We start from the raw sequence: 15132 nt of genomic DNA on the forward strand, positions 1-15132 counted from the left end.
GGCCTATCTCTGCGCTGCAAGCATAGCATCTGCTACCTTCAGCGAATCCCTGTTGATTGCGACATCGTGCACCCGAAAAACGGCTGCGCCCTTCATTCGCAGCAGCGCACTGGTCGCCGCCGTTCCCATATCCCGATCTTCTGCGCTCTCGCGGCCCGTGACCGCACCCACGAAGCGCTTTCGCGATGTACCGACAAGCAGGGGAAATGCAAGGCCGGCCAGTTCTTCGAAACGAGCCATGATCTCGATGTTCTCCTGCGTGTCCTTGGCAAAGCCGAAACCCGGGTCAAGCAAGATCTGTTCATCTCGAACGCCGGCATGGCGGGCGATTTCCAGCGAGCGGCGCAGAAACGAGAACTGATCGGCGATCACGTCGGAAAGCTTCTCGCGCTCTCGACCGGTGTGCATGATGACGAGCCCTGCCCCGCTTTGCGATGCGACCTCTGCAATGCCCGGCTCGCGCTGAAGCCCCCAGACATCATTGACGATATGGGCTCCCGCAGCGACGGCGAGCCGTGCCGTCTCGGCCCGGTAGGTATCTACGGAAAGAAGGACGTCATCGCGCCCCGCGAGCGCCTCGAACACAGGCAGAATCCGATCCTGCTCTTCGGCAGCGGATACCGGCGCACCGCCGGGACGGGTCGATTCGCCACCGATATCGACAATGCACGCCCCCTCGCCGATCAGTCTGTCGGCCTGTCGGAGCGCGGACTCGACGCCGACAAAGGCACCGCCATCGGAAAAACTGTCCGGCGTAACGTTCAGAATGCCCATGATGATCGCGTCGGGGCCGAGCGCGAGCTCGCGCCCATGCGCAAGTTTCCAGACAGGAAAAGTCATCAGGCTTTCAGCCTCCGGATCACAATCAGGCGTTTTTGCGGCTCATTGCCGCCAAAATCAACCGCAATGTGTTTGACCGGTCGACTCGGAAACCGGAAGCGCCGGGCTTGTCATCGCGCAACCGACGTCGCAGGGTGAAGATCGGAGACATCATGAGACGCATCACGCTGACACTCGCCCTGCTGGCACTGGGTACCTTTCCCACCGCGAGCGCCGACATTTCACGCACCTACAGCTACTTCTCCATCGGCGGAAAAACGCTGAGCGAAATTGAAGAACAGCTCCGCTCGCGTGGACCGCATGTGCAGAGCACCGGGCAGAGACACCCCGGCGCGACACGGATGGAGTTCAAGACCAGGATAACCTACGAGGAAGAAAACCGGCGCTGCCGCATCGCCGACGTCAGGGTTTCGGTCAAGGCGCGGGTCTTCCTCCCCCGCTGGCGCAACCGAAGGAGCGCCGGACCGGAAACCGCACTCATCTGGGATACGCTGTCAAAAGACATCAAGCGCCATGAAGAAAGCCATCTGGGAATTGCCAAACGCTACGCGCGCAGCATCGAAAACGGGATTGGCAATCTTGCACCGCGCTCTTCCTGTGAAGCCCTTCAGGCGCGCGCCGAACAGGTGACGCAGAAGAAACTCGAAGAACACGATGCCGCGCAGGCAAGATTCGACCGCATCGAAAGCGGCAACTTCGAATGGCGCCTGATGCGGCTGCTCAATTACCGGCTGGAACAGCTCGAAAAGGGACGGAACCCCGGTTAGAACGCTTCACCGCGCAGTTGCGTCCATCGGATGCTTCCAGTTGGCCACGGGCTCTTTTGCTCAGGCCTGCCGTTCGGGAATGCGCACCACCAGACCATCGAGATCATCACGCACGATGATCTGGCAGGACAGGCGCGAGGTGGGCTGAACCTCGTAAGCGAAGTCCAGCATGTCCTCTTCCATTGCCTCAGGCTGGCCGACCGTATCGGACCACTGCTCCTCCACATAAACATGGCAGGTCGCACAGGCACACGCACCGCCACACTCGGCTTCAATGCCGGGCACGGCATTGCGAATGGCGTTCTCCATGACCGTGGAGCCGTTTTCGGCATCCACCTCAAAGCGCGTGCCATCGGGAACGATATAGGTGATCTTCGGCATGCGGATACTCGGCAGTTTTTTGGATTTGATGCGGGTGCGTGGAGATGGAGCGCGCTACTTCGGCGAGGCCCGTTGCGCCCCGGGTTTCGCGCATCACTTATGGTTTTTGGAGACGAAAGGCAATCCGTATGCTGGGATGCGACATCGCATCAGCTTAATTCAGAAATGAATTCATTGGCTTCGTGGATCAGGCTTACCAGGCACATTATGCTCTCCTCGTCTGCCGGTTCTTTTTCGATACCAGCAGCACAGGCGGCAATTTCCATCGCGCCGACCCCTCGTGCCGATCCGACGAGTGCATGCGCCATCTCGCGCCTCGATTGAAGGTCCGAAGTGCGAATGCGCTCGCCGAGCCCTTCTGTCTGCCTGCGGAACATGCCGAGGACTTCAAGGGCCAGCGCCTGATCGCCCATGGTCTGACGCGACAGGTGTTTCAGATCGACCGGCGTCGGGCCAACAGACACATCCCTCTCCTCAAAAAGCTTGGCATGATTTGATCCGCGCATCGGTCCCCGGCTTCCTCTACGGCACCCTTCACACACTATTAATGCCGGATGGACAACGGGTTAACGGCTTCGCTCCAAAGCGACGCTTTCACCAAAAACGTCGTTAACCTTATGTTTAAACTTTTACACATCGGACCGATTGCATGTTTTCAACAGGCTCTTGTCCCATTACGATACGATTGGCTCATTTTGGGCATAGTGTCGGAGTACGAGGTTACTCAAGTTTGCGTATGAGGCTCCGGCTGAGAGTAGCTGAGGTTTGGCGGTATGGCGCGTACAGTAGCAAAGAAAAATCAACCCAAGCGCGATTTTGCGAAGGAACTCGAGGATGCCCTCGATCTGGAGCTTGCGGACGGTCTGGAGAATGGCGACCTGGATATCGCCGCCTCCATGGAGGACCTGGAAGCGCAGATATCTGCAGCAGCCGAGGAACTCGCGCGCGAAAACCGCGACCAGAACGGAGACGGCAAGGTCACCGTGAGCGAGAAGAAAGACACCTCGCCGTCCGCCAAGGAGACGGCTGGAAACGCCCCGGGTGCCAAGACGGCCGCTCCGGCTTCCAGCGTTGCTGCGCCGGACAAGGCAGGCGCCACGGCCTCCAAGCCTGTGAAAACCGAAGACGCCCCTGTCGACCGCAAGAACCTCACACCGGTCGACCCGGCGCCCGAGAACAACGCTTCCCAGCCATTCGCCCCCGCCAATGACGACCGGGCTGGTGATTTCAGCGCGGTCATGCGCAAATTCGACCGCCGCGCACCCAACACGGCCTATTGGCTCGTCGCAGTTCTCTCCGCCCTGTGGATCGGCGGCGGCATTCTTCTCGGTCAGATGCTTTACGGCTCCGAGCTCTGGCAGATTCGCTCGACCGGTGCCCTTCTGGCGGCGCCGCACGCGATTGCACTGCTCGTCGGCATTGTCGTTCCGGTGATCCTGTTCTGGGGATTTGCCGTCATGGTGCGCCGCGCGCAGGAAATGCGACTTGCCGCGCAATCGATGGCGGAAGCTGCTTTCCGTCTTGCCGAGCCTGAAAACCTCGCCCATGAGCGCATCATGACCGTTGGTCAGGCCGTGCGCCGTGAAGTGCAGGCCATGGGTGACGGCATGGACCGCACCCTCACCCGCGCCGTCGAGCTCGAATCCTTGGTCCACACCGAGGTGAGTGAACTGGAGCGCGCCTATTCGGAGAACGAATCGCGCATCCGCCACCTGGTTGACGGGCTTGGCTCGGAACGTGAAGGCATTGTCGGCCACGCTGAACGCGTACGCGCATCCATCGCCGGCGCGCACGAAATCCTGAAGGACGAGCTGGACACTGCCGGCGAGCGCATCCGTGCGACCATCGCCGATGCTTCCAAGCAGCTTGCAGCCTCCGTCAACGCATCAAGTGAGGCGCTGCTGAAGCAGCTCGATGGCACCGGCGGCACCCTGCATAAGGGCATCGACGACCGCATCCAGAGCCTTTCGGAACGCATCACCACCTCCGGTGACGCTGTCGCAAGCCTGCTCGACACACGCATCGCGTCCCTGACCAGGGGCACTGAGGATGCAACACAGAACCTCGCCACGCTGTTCGACACGCGGATGGCGACGCTTGCGGAGCGGACCGACGAGGCGACGCAAAAGATCGGCGGTCTGCTCGATTCGCGTGTCTCGGCTCTGGCCGATGGTGCCCAAGAAGCCGCAACCAAGCTTGGCAATGTCCTTGATTCGCGCATCTCAACGTTCAGCCAGAATACACAGGATGCGGAACAGACCCTGACGAAGGTTCTCGATTCGCGCCTCGGCACCCTCACCAAGGAGACCCAGGACGCAGCGCAGACGCTCGGCAATCTGTTCGATGAACGCATGGCAACCCTTGCCGAGCGTACCGACCAGACGACCCGTTCGCTCAACACGCTGTTTGAGACCCGCAGCTCGGCGCTGCTCTCCTCACTGGGTGAGGCGACCGACTCCATGTCGAGCGAATTCGACACCCGTCTTGGCCAGCTCGAGAATGCCGTCACCGAACGTGGCCGGGCGCTCATTGCCGAGTTCACCACCCGCGCCGAAGCGCTCGACGCAGGCACACAGAAGCTCAACTCGGCCCTGGAAGCGCGGGCGCGCAGCATCAACGAAACCCTCGTCGAACGCACCCGGGAGATCGCCAGCACCTTCGCACAGGGCAAGGACGAGGTTTCGGCAGCTGTCGAAGCAGGCAAGTCTGCGCTCGGCAGCGAGCTCTCCGATCTCGTGGCATCGACCAGCATCATGCTGGAGAACACTGCCGGCGAATTCGGCAAGCGTCTCGACCAGAACTGGTCGCAGATGGCCGCGCATTTCGATGAAGGCATTGAGCGTATCGACGCCACCCAGTCGCGAATGAGTGAGGCTGCACAGCGTCAGATCCAGGCCTTTGAAGAAACGCACCAGCGGCTTTCCGGTGCGCTCACCGAAGACATGGAGAAGCTCGATCTGGCGCGCGCAACCTTCGAGGCCGGGATCGGAGAGCAGGTTCAGCAGCTTTCCAGGACACGGGATGGCTTTGGTCAGGCGCTCGACGCCAACATCGCCAAGATCGACGAGCACCGCTCGGCCCTCAATGCCGTGATCGAAGACGAGGCCCTGCGCGTCAATGAGATCTTCACCAAACAGACGGGGATCATCGAAGAGCGCACCCAGACCATGGAAAAAGCGCTCTCCATTGGTGTGGAGAATGTGCGCAGCACGCTCGAGAACAGCGCGATCGTGGTCGCCGGCGCCCTGCGCGACAAGGTGATCGAGGCAACCTCGACGCTGAACGAGGAAGCTTCCAAGGTCTTCGAGGACGCTGACCAGCGCATCGCGGCGCGTGCCGAACAGACCGCGTCGACGCTTGGCGCGCGTATTGAGGACATCGATCGCACCTTCGACGACGCCTCCGCGCGCTTCACCGAACGTGCAGGCGTGTTCGCGCAGACATTTGCCGAAGTTGACGGCCGCATTGCAGCGCGCCTTGAATCGACCGCTGAAACGCTGTCGCAGCACACAAGGGCGATCACCGATACGTTCGAGGCGGCCGACCGCAAGCTCGTCACCCGCGTTGATCAGACCACCGAACAACTGGCGGCCCGCACCGAGGATCTGTCGAAAACCTTCGAGGATTTCGATCAGCGCATCATCGCGCGCACGCATCAGACTTCGGCCGAGCTGGACGCACGCGCCAGCGCCATGGGCGAATCCCTTTCCAGCCTGCAGGAACGCCTCTCGAACAGCGCCAGCATGATTGCGAGCGCGATTTCCGGCGGCGTCAACGATGCAGACGCCCGCCTACGCGAAAGCGCGGAATCGGTCGCCCAGCATGTCAACCAGCAGCTCTCGACAACGCAGGCGCGCCTTGTCTCCACGGCCGATACGATCGCCCAGACCTTCGCTTCGGTCGACGAGCACATTGGCAAGCGCACGAACGAGACCGTCTCAAACCTGGAAGAGCGGACCCGTGAGCTCAATGCGATCCTCGCCGGACGCACCTCCGAGATGTCGCGTATTCTGGACGAGACGGCAAAGCCACTCGTGGAGCGTTTCGCAGCCAGTGGCGGAGAACTGCGCGAAAGCATCGAAGCGATCACGACGGAAACCACGCAGCGACTGCAGTCCGAGAACGCAGCGCTCCTCAACGCGCTCACCAACCGCACGAATGAAGCGCTTTCGGCCTTCGAGCACGTGCAGTCGAGCCTCAGCGGCCATATCGATGAGCTTCTGCAGAAGCTTGGCGTTTCGGGTCAGCGTCTGGGGGCATTGATCTCCACCGCCTCGAAGAATCTCTCCGAAGTGGATGAGCGGCTCAGCTCCACCGCGACGAACTTCGCTGAAAATGCAGAAAAGGCAGCGGAAACCTTCTCCAATTCCGCGAGCCTTATCAATGCGAACTCGGGCCGCCTGGCCGATTTCTCCGACAGGACGCTGCGTGAGATCTCCGCCATCGCGAGCCGCTTCGAAGATCACAGCAAGGTTCTGGAAACGGCATCCGAGCTGCTCGAACGCGCGCAGTCCGGTTTGAGCGGCAATCTCGAAGACCGCCAGAAGGCTCTCGAAGCCCTCGCCTCCGGCCTGGCCGAGAAATCGGAGCACATCGAGCGGACGATGAACGCGTTCGAGGATTTTGTCGGGCGCACACTCACCTCCGCCGAGGGCCGCACGCAGCAATCGGTCGACGGCATCCGCCAGTCGATTGCCGAAGTCGTTGAAGCGGCCACCAGCCGCTTCAGCGGGGCCACGGATGAAATCCGCCGCACGGCCGCTGAAATTCGCAACGAACTGGAGCAGACCCGCAGCGACGTGAAGCGCGGCATCGCAGAACTGCCGGCTGAGGCCAAGCAGTCCACTTCGGCGATGCGCAACGCCATCACCGAACAGGTGAACGCGCTGAAGGAGCTTTCCGACATCGTGTCGAAATCCGGCCGGATGCATGGGCTCGACCAGCAAAGCGAAAGCCGTCTCGCAGCCGAGCCGGCTCCGCTGCGCCAGTCCGCACCGACACCGGCGCCGCGTGCATCCCAACCGGCCCCTGCCGCCGCGCAGCAGCCGGTGATCGAACGACCGCGCCAGCCCGCACCGGCTTCACCGCGACCGGCCGAGACCGCACGCGCACCCCAGCAGGCAAATCAGCCCGCAGCGGGCGGCGGCTGGATCCGTGATCTCCTGCGCAGTGCTTCAAACGAAGAGGGTCGCGGCGAGCGCGAACGCCAGGCGCCTTCCGTTCAGAAGGAAGACCGTTCAGCCCTGCATGTCGTGGAATCACTGAACTCGCTTTCGGTGGACATCGCCCGTGCGATCGACCATGAAGCATCGATCGACCTGTGGGACCGCTACCGCCGTGGGGAGCGCAATGTCTTCACGCGTCGGCTCTACACGCTTAAGGGCCAGCAGACTTTTGACGAAATCCAGAACAAGTATCGTTCCGATCCCGAGTTCCATTCGGCGGTAGATCTGTACTGCCGCGATTTCGAAAAACTTCTGCGGGACGTGTCGCGCTCGGATCGAGACAACATGATGACCCAGACCTATCTGACCTCGGATACGGGCAAGGTCTACACGATGCTGGCACACGCGAGCGGCCGTCTTCGCTAACACGATACGGCATACAAGCTGAACGAACCGGACGGGCCCCTCGCGGGCCCGTTTCCTTTTGAATGGCAATCTGCAAACCGTTGTTCGGGCGCACAGCTTCTGCTGGAACAGCAAAAAGCCTTTGACAACGAAACGCACCGGGACTCCGATAGGATGTCACGCTCACGTTTCAGGCTCGGAGATGTCAATGAAGGCCGTGCTCTTTGAACGCTTCGCACAAGCGCCGCAGATCGCCACGCTGCCCGATCCCTTGCCGGCTGCGCACGGCGTCGTCATCAAGGTTGAGGCCACGGGCGTTTGCCGAAGCGACTGGCATGGCTGGATGGGGCACGACCCTGATATCGAACTGCCACATGTTCCCGGCCACGAACTCGCCGGTGCGGTGGAGGCGGTCGGCAAAGACGTTCAGCGGTGGAAGGTCGGCGACCGCGTTACCGTTCCCTTTGTCGGAGGCTGCGGTTCATGTCCCGAATGCCATGCCGGGCAGCAGCAGGTTTGCCACAACCAGTTTCAGCCGGGCTTCACGCACTGGGGTTCCTTCGCCGAATTCGTTGCAATCCACCAGGCCGATCTCAATCTCGTCGCACTGCCTGAAACCATGGATTTCGTCACCGCGGCCAGCCTCGGCTGCCGCTTCGCCACATCGTTTCGCGCGGTTGTGGATCAGGGCCGGGTTTCTGCCGGTCAATGGGTCTGCGTACACGGCTGCGGCGGCATCGGGCTTTCCGCCATCATGATAGCCAGCGCCCTCGGTGCAAATGTCGTGGCCGTGGACATTTCCGAAGACAAGCTGGCCCTCGCCCGCGAGCTCGGCGCAACCGCAACTGTCAACGCGGCAGCAGTGGACAACGTCGCCGAAGCGGTCTTCGACATCACGAATGGCGGTGCCCATCTCTCCCTCGACGCGCTGGGCCATCCCCAAACCTGCTTCAACTCGATCCAGAACCTGCGCCGGCGTGGCAGACATGTGCAGATCGGTCTGATGCTGGCTGAGCACAGCACGCCACAGATTCCCATGGCGCGTGTCATCGCCCACGAACTCGAGGTTCTGGGGAGCCACGGCATGCAGGCGCATCGCTATGACGCAATGCTGGCCATGATCCAGGCAGGCAAACTCGCCCCTGAGCGGCTGGTGGGACAACAGATCAGCCTTGAAGAATCGATTGAAGCACTGATGGCGATGGACCGGTTCCAGTCTATCGGCACAACGGTGATCAACCGCTTCTGAAGAGCAGCGCTTGCAAGGCTTCAGGTGTTGGAGACAGTCCAGTCGACGAGATCCGCCATGGCCGTGCCGAAGGCTCGATCAAGGGCCGTGGCGAACGCCTGCCCCCCGCTGCCGTTCACGGGTGTCGATGCGGTGAAGACGCGCGAAGCCCGCACGACCCCATTTCGGTCGTTCAGTATGCGAACGAAGATCTCGACCTCGGCGCGATCCTGTCCGTCGACACGCACATTGAAAGCACGCAGGTCTGCCAGAACCTGGTAGTCGATCGCCAGTCCCTCGCCCGGCATGCCGACGCCGCCGAAGCGGCCCGAACGCTGGTAGAGATCGGCCATGCGTGTCTGAACGATCCTCGGCAGCCGGTCGGCCCATCGGACACCACCCAGATACTGAATGGCGCCACTCGACGTCTTGACCACAATGTCCTGCCCGTCGAGCATCTTGATGGCCGTGGGCTCTGTGACAAGGATCTGTTTCCGGCTGACGCGGCGTCCGTCCTGCGAGACGGTGGGCGTGGTGAGATCGAAAGCAACTACAGGTGCAGGTCCGCCGCCCGGCAAGGCAGCACAGCCGGCCAGAACGCCCCCCAACGCCAGCAGCGCGAAAATCCTCGCCCTCGTCCTCAAAAACCGCTCCTCAATCCGAACGCCGGTGAATCCGGCGGGATTCGCCCCTGACACTGCCCAAAAAGCAAAAAAGACCTGTCCCGAATTGTTTGGGATGATGCGGCACGAATGTCAACGTCGGACCCGCCCGTCATAACGGCGAATCGTCCCATCACCACCGGTGATGATGCGTTGCGGATTCTGTTCGAAGTCCGTCACCGCGCTCTCAATCCGGTTGATCGCACGGCGGGCGTCGCGCACGAGAGACTCGACCTCACGCAGTCCACCGCCCGAAAAGCGCTCCAGATTGCCCGAAATCGCATCAACGCGGACAGTCAGCGTTTCGGCCATCTTGCGGAAAGACCTGAGCGTTTCGCGTGCATCGGCCATCAGACCGTCGCCGTCGCCGGATTCGAGCATGCCGTCGAGCTTGGCAAGCACGGAATCGAGCCGCACCGACGATTTGTTCAACTGGCTCGCCAGTTCGCTGGCATTGGTAATGAACTGGTCGATGTCGTCCTTGCGCTTATCCACCGTTTCGCTGACATCGGCGATGCTTTTTGCAGCGCGGTTCACGGTCGCGCTTGCCTGCTCGAAATTACCGACGGCGGATTTGACCGTAGCGGGATCGACGCTATCGAGAACGCCATCGAGTTTGGCGAGTGTCTGGTTGGCATTGGTCGAGAAAGTGCCGATCGAACGCACGGTCTCGTCAACACTGGTCATGACAGTGTCGATGTTGCGGCTCGCTTTCTCCAGGCGCCCCGAAAACTCATCGAAATTGCCAACCATCGATGCAATCTTGTCACGATCGACCGACGTAATCAGCTCCTCGGCCGCCTTTAGCGTGCTGTCGAGCTGCCCGGACACTTTTGAGATCGTCTCCGAGAGCGAGCTAACATTGGCGAGGAATGTATCGATGCCGGACGCGTTCCGCTCCAGTGCCTCGGAAAAGCGCTGGACGTTCTTGACCGTATCGGTAAGCGGCTGCCGGGCGTCCTTCGTGAACCCTTCAAGCTGGGACACAACAGAATCAGCACGCGTGAGAAGGCTTTGGGCGGTCTGCAGAAGATTGGTCACCGCCGAAGGGCTTGCCTGTATTTCCGCGACCGTATCGCGCTCCTCGGCCAGGTCGAACAGATTGGGCTCGTTGAGGTCACCGCCCGTCAGCTCGATGTTTGCCGTTCCGGTAAGGCCCGCAAGCCCGACATCCGCCTTTGTGGATTGCGTGATCGGGGTCAGGCGGTCCACTTCCGCGTCGGCGATTGCGACACTCGGGTTCGAAAGGTCCAGATAGACGCGGCGCACATCCCCCACCTTCACGCCGTTGAAGAGCACTGCGCTGCCACGCGAGAGGCCGGATGCGGAACCGGGAATGCGAAACCGCAGAACCGCAGTCTCGCCACGGTCGCCGATATTGGCGGTCCAGTAAACGAAACCGAACGCGGCCAGGATGACCAGAACGGTGAAGAAGCCGACAAGAACGTAGTTGGCTCTGGTTTCCATGATAACCTGCTAACCTCTCGCGGAACGGTCGATCTGCCGGGCCCGCTTTCCCCTGAAATAGGCTTTCACCCAAGGATCGTCGCATGCGAGCATGTCCTCGACCGTGCCTTCAACGAGAACACGTTTGCCACCGAGAACGGCGATGCGGTCGCATGCCGTCAAGAGACTGTCGAGATCGTGGGTGACCATATAGACCGTCAGCCCCATCGTGTCGCGCAGTTTCCCAACCAGCTCATCGAATTCAGCCGCACCGATCGGGTCAAGGCCGGATGTCGGCTCGTCCAGAAAAACGATATCCGGATCAAGTGCAAGGGCGCGCGCAAGGGCGGCCCGCTTGATCATGCCACCCGACAGTTCGGATGGGTATTTCGTTGCAGCATTGCGTGGCAGACCGACAAGTTCAAGCTTCAGATAAGCCAGCTCATCCATCAGCGCGCGCGGCAGGTCGAGATATTCACGCATCGGCACCTGGATGTTCTCGAGCACTGTCAGCGCTGAAAACAGCGCGCCGTGCTGAAAGAGAACCCCCTGATGCATATCGACCCTCAGGCGTTCCTCATCCGTCGCAGCGTCAAGGTCCTGTCCAAGCAGGTGGATCGTGCCCGAGCGTTTTCGCACGAGACCAAGGATCGTGCGCAAAAGCACCGATTTGCCAGCTCCCGACGCGCCGACAAAGCCAAGAATTTCGCCGCGATAGACGTCAAGCGAAAGACCGTCGAGCACCAGCGTATCACCGAAACCGACCGTGACGTCGCGCACGGAAAGAACCACATCGCGCGACTGCGCCACCTGCCCTTCCTGCCGCTCCTCGATCAACACCATGCCGCCACCTAGAAATCGATTGCTGCGTAGAAAATGGCGAACATCCCATCAACGACGATCACGACGAAAATCGCCTTGACCACGGACGCAGTGACGTGACCTCCGAGGGACTCGGCACTGCCTCCCACCTTCATCCCCTCGATAGAAGCGATAATACCGACGATCAGCGCCATGAAGGGCGCCTTGATCAAACCGGCGAAGATTGTTGAAAGATCGATCGAATCCCTGAGGCGATCAATGAACGCCTCGGGCGGGATGCCTGAGTAAAGCCAGGCAATGAGCATGGCACCGCCGAGGGCGGCGAAATTTGCAACGATGGTGAGACACGGAACCGCGACCATCAAGGCGACGAGACGCGGAAACACCAGAACCCCGACCGGGTTGAGGCCAATCACCGTCAGCGCATCCACTTCCTCGCGCATCTTCATGGAGCCGATTTCGGCGGTGATGGCGCTGCCGGAGCGACCGGCAATCATGATCGCCGTCATCAACACGCCAAGCTCGCGCAGGATCAGGATCCCGACAAGATCGACAACAAAGATCTCGGCACCGAAATAGCGCAGCTGAAAAGCACCCTGCTGGGCAATGATGGCGCCGACGATCGCAGACATCAGAACGATGATCGGCACTGCGCCCACGCCCATCCGGTCGATCTGGTTGATAATGGCGGCAGGATTGATCGCGTGCGCGCGGCCAAGCTTCATCTGGGCGCCGCCAATGGTGGCGCCAAGAATATGCGCACCATAGACGATATCGTCCCGCGCCTCATACATGGCAACGCCGATCCGCTCCAGGAGGCTGACAAGCAGCGAACCCTTTTGGCGCGGCCTGCTCTCGCCGTCCTGCTCGACCGCATCGCGAACCGCAGGCAGGAGTATCTTGGCGGCTTCGCTCTCGCCGGTGACCGTGACATCAGCACCACGTGTCTGATGCGCATGGACGAGGCGCTCGATGATCCAGGCGCCAGCCGTATCGAGGCTGGCGATGCCGGACAGGTCCACAGAAACGCGCTGCAGACCGTCCTGGGCCTCCAGCTTGCGCATACGGGCATCGACCCTGGCGACAGTTCGCGTGTTCCAGGCACCCGAAAGGCGGCAGGAGAGCACGCCGCCCTGCACGTCCGTCTCCAGACGGGGCTCGCCATTCTGGCCGGCTGGACGCCCTGCGTCGCTTGCGTCGTCAACGGAATTGGTCAACATGGCACCATCATTAGTGTGGAGCAGGTCCAAAGGGAACCGGTTGCCGGTCCCCAGAAGCGCCATATAAGGCATGTTCCTCCGATAATTGTGATTTTTGCGAGAAGAAGGGTGGAAATGACACGCGAACTGGCCACAAACACCGAAGGTTTTCCCATTGCAGGTGTCTTCACAATCTCCAGAGGCTCACGCACAGAGGCGCGAGTCGTCACCTGCACGGTGAGCGAAAACGGCGTTCGCGGCCAGGGGGAATGCGTGCCTTACCCGCGCTACGGCGAATCGGAGGACAGCGTAGTCGCTCAGATTGAGGCGGCGCGTGAGGATATTGCCAACGGCATCAGCCGCGCCGACCTCGTCTCCTCGATGCCAGCCGGCGCCGCCCGCAACGCTGTCGACTGCGCTCTCTGGGATCTCGAAGCGAAGCTTTCGGGCAGGCGCGCTTCCGCGACGGCCTGCACCATCCCGCCACGCCCGTTGCAGACGGCGTATACGATTTCGCTCGCCGCACCTGAGGAAATGGCAGCACAGGCGCGCGCGCATGCAACGCGCCCTCTCCTGAAGGTGAAGCTCGGCGGTGAAAACGATGCGGCACGCATTCATGCCGTGGCGGGTGCGGCCCCCGACAGCCGCCTGATCGTCGATGCCAATGAAGGCTGGACCGAAGAAAACATCCGCGAAAACATGCTGGCGGCAGCAGAATTCCACGTTGCCCTGATCGAACAGCCCCTGCCCGCCGGAAAGGACGGAATTCTGCGCGACATCCCACACCCTGTGCCAGTATGCGCGGATGAGAGCGTGCACACAGCCGACAGCCTACCCGAACTTGCCGGGCTCTACGATTTCGTCAACATCAAGCTCGACAAGACCGGCGGTCTAACAGCGGCGCTGGAACTGCGCGACCGCGCCCGTGAAATGGGCTTTGGCGTGATGGTGGGATGCATGGTGGGCACGTCGCTCGCCATGGCGCCGGCGGTGCTGCTCGCCCAGGGTGCCGACTTTGTGGATCTGGACGGCCCGCTGCTTCTGGCGAAAGACCGTCCGCACGGACTGAGCTATTCCGGCTCACTGGTCTCGCCCCCCTCGCCACAGCTCTGGGGTTGACGGGGGCTGGACGATCAGGGCCGCTCAGGCGGCCTTGATCCGGTCCCCCTGAAATGCAGCAACGACGGCGCGCTCCTGCGAAGCCGCAGGCTCTACCTCGAGAATCTGCGCCCACGTGATGATCTCGAAGCTGCCGTCGAAATTCTCGGCAAGCGCCGTGCAGCTTTCCACCCAGTCGCCCGTGTTCATATAGCTTATGCCGCGAATGTCTTCCATCGCGGCATGATGGATGTGTCCGCAGATAACGCCGTCAACCTCGGAGCGCTGGGCTTCCTGGGCAAGCACGTCCTGGAACGAGCTTATGAACTTGACCGCCTTCTTGACCTTGATCTTTGCCCAGGAAGAAAACGACCAGTACGGACGCCCCAAAACCCGCCGCACGCGCGCGATGACGCGATTAACGACGATGGCGAGGTCGTAGGCCTTGTCGCCCAGATAGGCAAGCCAGCGCACATTGTGCACGACCTGGTCGAACTGGTCGCCGTGGATGACAAGAAATCTGCGCCCGTCTGCGGCCTCGTGGATTACCCGGTCGGCGACGACGATGCCGCCGAAATGGACGCCCTGGAACGAGCGAAGAAACTCATCGTGATTGCCCGCGATATAGGTGATCTCGGATCCCTTGCGCGCCTTGCGCAGGAGCTTCTGCACCACATCGTTGTGCGCCGCCGGCCAGTGCCATGACCGCTTGAGACGCCAGCCATCGACAATGTCTCCGACCAGATAAATCTGGTCGGCATCGTGATAGCGCAGAAAATCGATCAGAAACTCGGCCTTCGCCGGCTTCGAGCCGAGGTGGATGTCGGAGATGAAAAGTGCGCGAAATCTGCGGTGTTCAGCGCCGGTCATTGTCCCGCCTGAGCCTTGTTAAGTCGCGCATTCTATGGCCCGATTCATGTCACAGACATATGACGATTACCGTTTCGATACGGGAAAATGGCTGTGCAGGACGGCAAAACGCCGCGCCGGGCACGATTCCGGCTTATGAAACTGCTTCTCGACATTCAGCGCTGGAAAAAGCGCGGGCGAGCGCCTAAGCACATGAGACGATTCATACCGTTTGAGCGCTGCAGCCCATCAGGGGTCAATAGCGCCTGA

Annotated in this window: 12 protein-coding genes; 4 read left to right on the top strand and 8 right to left on the bottom strand. The window is 61.2% G+C overall.

Going from position 1 to position 15132, the window contains the following annotated elements:
• Window positions 1–3: 3 nt before the first annotated feature.
• Window positions 4–840: a dihydropteroate synthase gene (folP, locus tag BLW55_RS02795; RefSeq protein ID WP_090326536.1), complete on the bottom strand. Its 837-nt coding sequence runs from the start codon at window positions 838–840 to the stop codon at window positions 4–6.
• A gap of 152 nt (window positions 841–992) precedes the next feature.
• On the opposite strand from folP, the gene BLW55_RS02800 reads away from it, so the two are divergent.
• The gene (locus tag BLW55_RS02800) at window positions 993–1607 is read left to right on the top strand and encodes a DUF922 domain-containing Zn-dependent protease (RefSeq protein WP_177175006.1); all 615 of its coding nucleotides are present in this window, start codon (window positions 993–995) and stop codon (window positions 1605–1607) included.
• Window positions 1608–1667: 60 nt separating this feature from the next.
• On the opposite strand, the gene BLW55_RS02805 is transcribed toward BLW55_RS02800, so the two are convergent.
• Window positions 1668–1988: a 2Fe-2S iron-sulfur cluster-binding protein gene (locus BLW55_RS02805; RefSeq protein WP_007007130.1), complete on the bottom strand. Its 321-nt coding sequence runs from the start codon at window positions 1986–1988 to the stop codon at window positions 1668–1670.
• A 149-nt stretch (window positions 1989–2137) separates the two neighbouring features.
• Window positions 2138–2452 (bottom strand): Hpt domain-containing protein, encoded by a 315-nt coding sequence (locus tag BLW55_RS02810; protein WP_244508967.1) that lies wholly within the window; start codon window positions 2450–2452, stop codon window positions 2138–2140.
• A gap of 309 nt (window positions 2453–2761) precedes the next feature.
• Between BLW55_RS02810 and BLW55_RS02815 the strand changes: the two genes are divergently transcribed.
• Both BLW55_RS02815 and BLW55_RS02820 read left to right on the top strand, forming a co-directional pair.
• A complete protein-coding gene (locus BLW55_RS02815) occupies window positions 2762–7579 on the top strand; it encodes an apolipoprotein A-IV repeat region-like domain-containing protein (protein WP_090326545.1) in 4818 nt (1605 codons plus the stop codon).
• Between the two features lie 187 nt (window positions 7580–7766).
• The gene (locus BLW55_RS02820; protein ID WP_090326548.1) at window positions 7767–8807 is read left to right on the top strand and encodes a zinc-dependent alcohol dehydrogenase family protein; all 1041 of its coding nucleotides are present in this window, start codon (window positions 7767–7769) and stop codon (window positions 8805–8807) included.
• A 20-nt stretch (window positions 8808–8827) separates the two neighbouring features.
• On the opposite strand, the gene BLW55_RS02825 is transcribed toward BLW55_RS02820, so the two are convergent.
• The 4 genes from BLW55_RS02825 to BLW55_RS02840 all read right to left on the bottom strand — a co-directional run bounded on the left by BLW55_RS02825 (window position 8828) and on the right by BLW55_RS02840 (window position 12936).
• A complete protein-coding gene (locus BLW55_RS02825) occupies window positions 8828–9430 on the bottom strand; it encodes an ABC-type transport auxiliary lipoprotein family protein (RefSeq protein ID WP_090326551.1) in 603 nt (200 codons plus the stop codon).
• A gap of 111 nt (window positions 9431–9541) precedes the next feature.
• Window positions 9542–10915 (bottom strand): MlaD family protein, encoded by a 1374-nt coding sequence (locus BLW55_RS02830; protein ID WP_090326553.1) that lies wholly within the window; start codon window positions 10913–10915, stop codon window positions 9542–9544.
• 9 nt (window positions 10916–10924) lie between these two features.
• The gene (locus BLW55_RS02835; protein WP_007007122.1) at window positions 10925–11737 is read right to left on the bottom strand and encodes an ABC transporter ATP-binding protein; all 813 of its coding nucleotides are present in this window, start codon (window positions 11735–11737) and stop codon (window positions 10925–10927) included.
• Window positions 11738–11745: 8 nt separating this feature from the next.
• The gene (locus tag BLW55_RS02840; RefSeq protein WP_090329865.1) at window positions 11746–12936 is read right to left on the bottom strand and encodes an ABC transporter permease; all 1191 of its coding nucleotides are present in this window, start codon (window positions 12934–12936) and stop codon (window positions 11746–11748) included.
• 114 nt (window positions 12937–13050) lie between these two features.
• On the opposite strand from BLW55_RS02840, the gene dgcA reads away from it, so the two are divergent.
• The gene (dgcA, locus tag BLW55_RS02845) at window positions 13051–14034 is read left to right on the top strand and encodes an N-acetyl-D-Glu racemase DgcA (protein ID WP_025030932.1); all 984 of its coding nucleotides are present in this window, start codon (window positions 13051–13053) and stop codon (window positions 14032–14034) included.
• 24 nt (window positions 14035–14058) lie between these two features.
• Here dgcA and BLW55_RS02850 read toward each other — a convergent pair whose 3' ends face one another.
• Window positions 14059–14883 (bottom strand): UDP-2,3-diacylglucosamine diphosphatase, encoded by an 825-nt coding sequence (locus tag BLW55_RS02850; protein WP_090326556.1) that lies wholly within the window; start codon window positions 14881–14883, stop codon window positions 14059–14061.
• Between the last annotated feature and the right edge of the window lie 249 nt (window positions 14884–15132).

Source organism: Nitratireductor aquibiodomus (genome assembly GCF_900105565.1).
In the GTDB taxonomy this organism is placed as follows: Bacteria; Pseudomonadota; Alphaproteobacteria; order Rhizobiales; family Rhizobiaceae; genus Nitratireductor; species Nitratireductor aquibiodomus.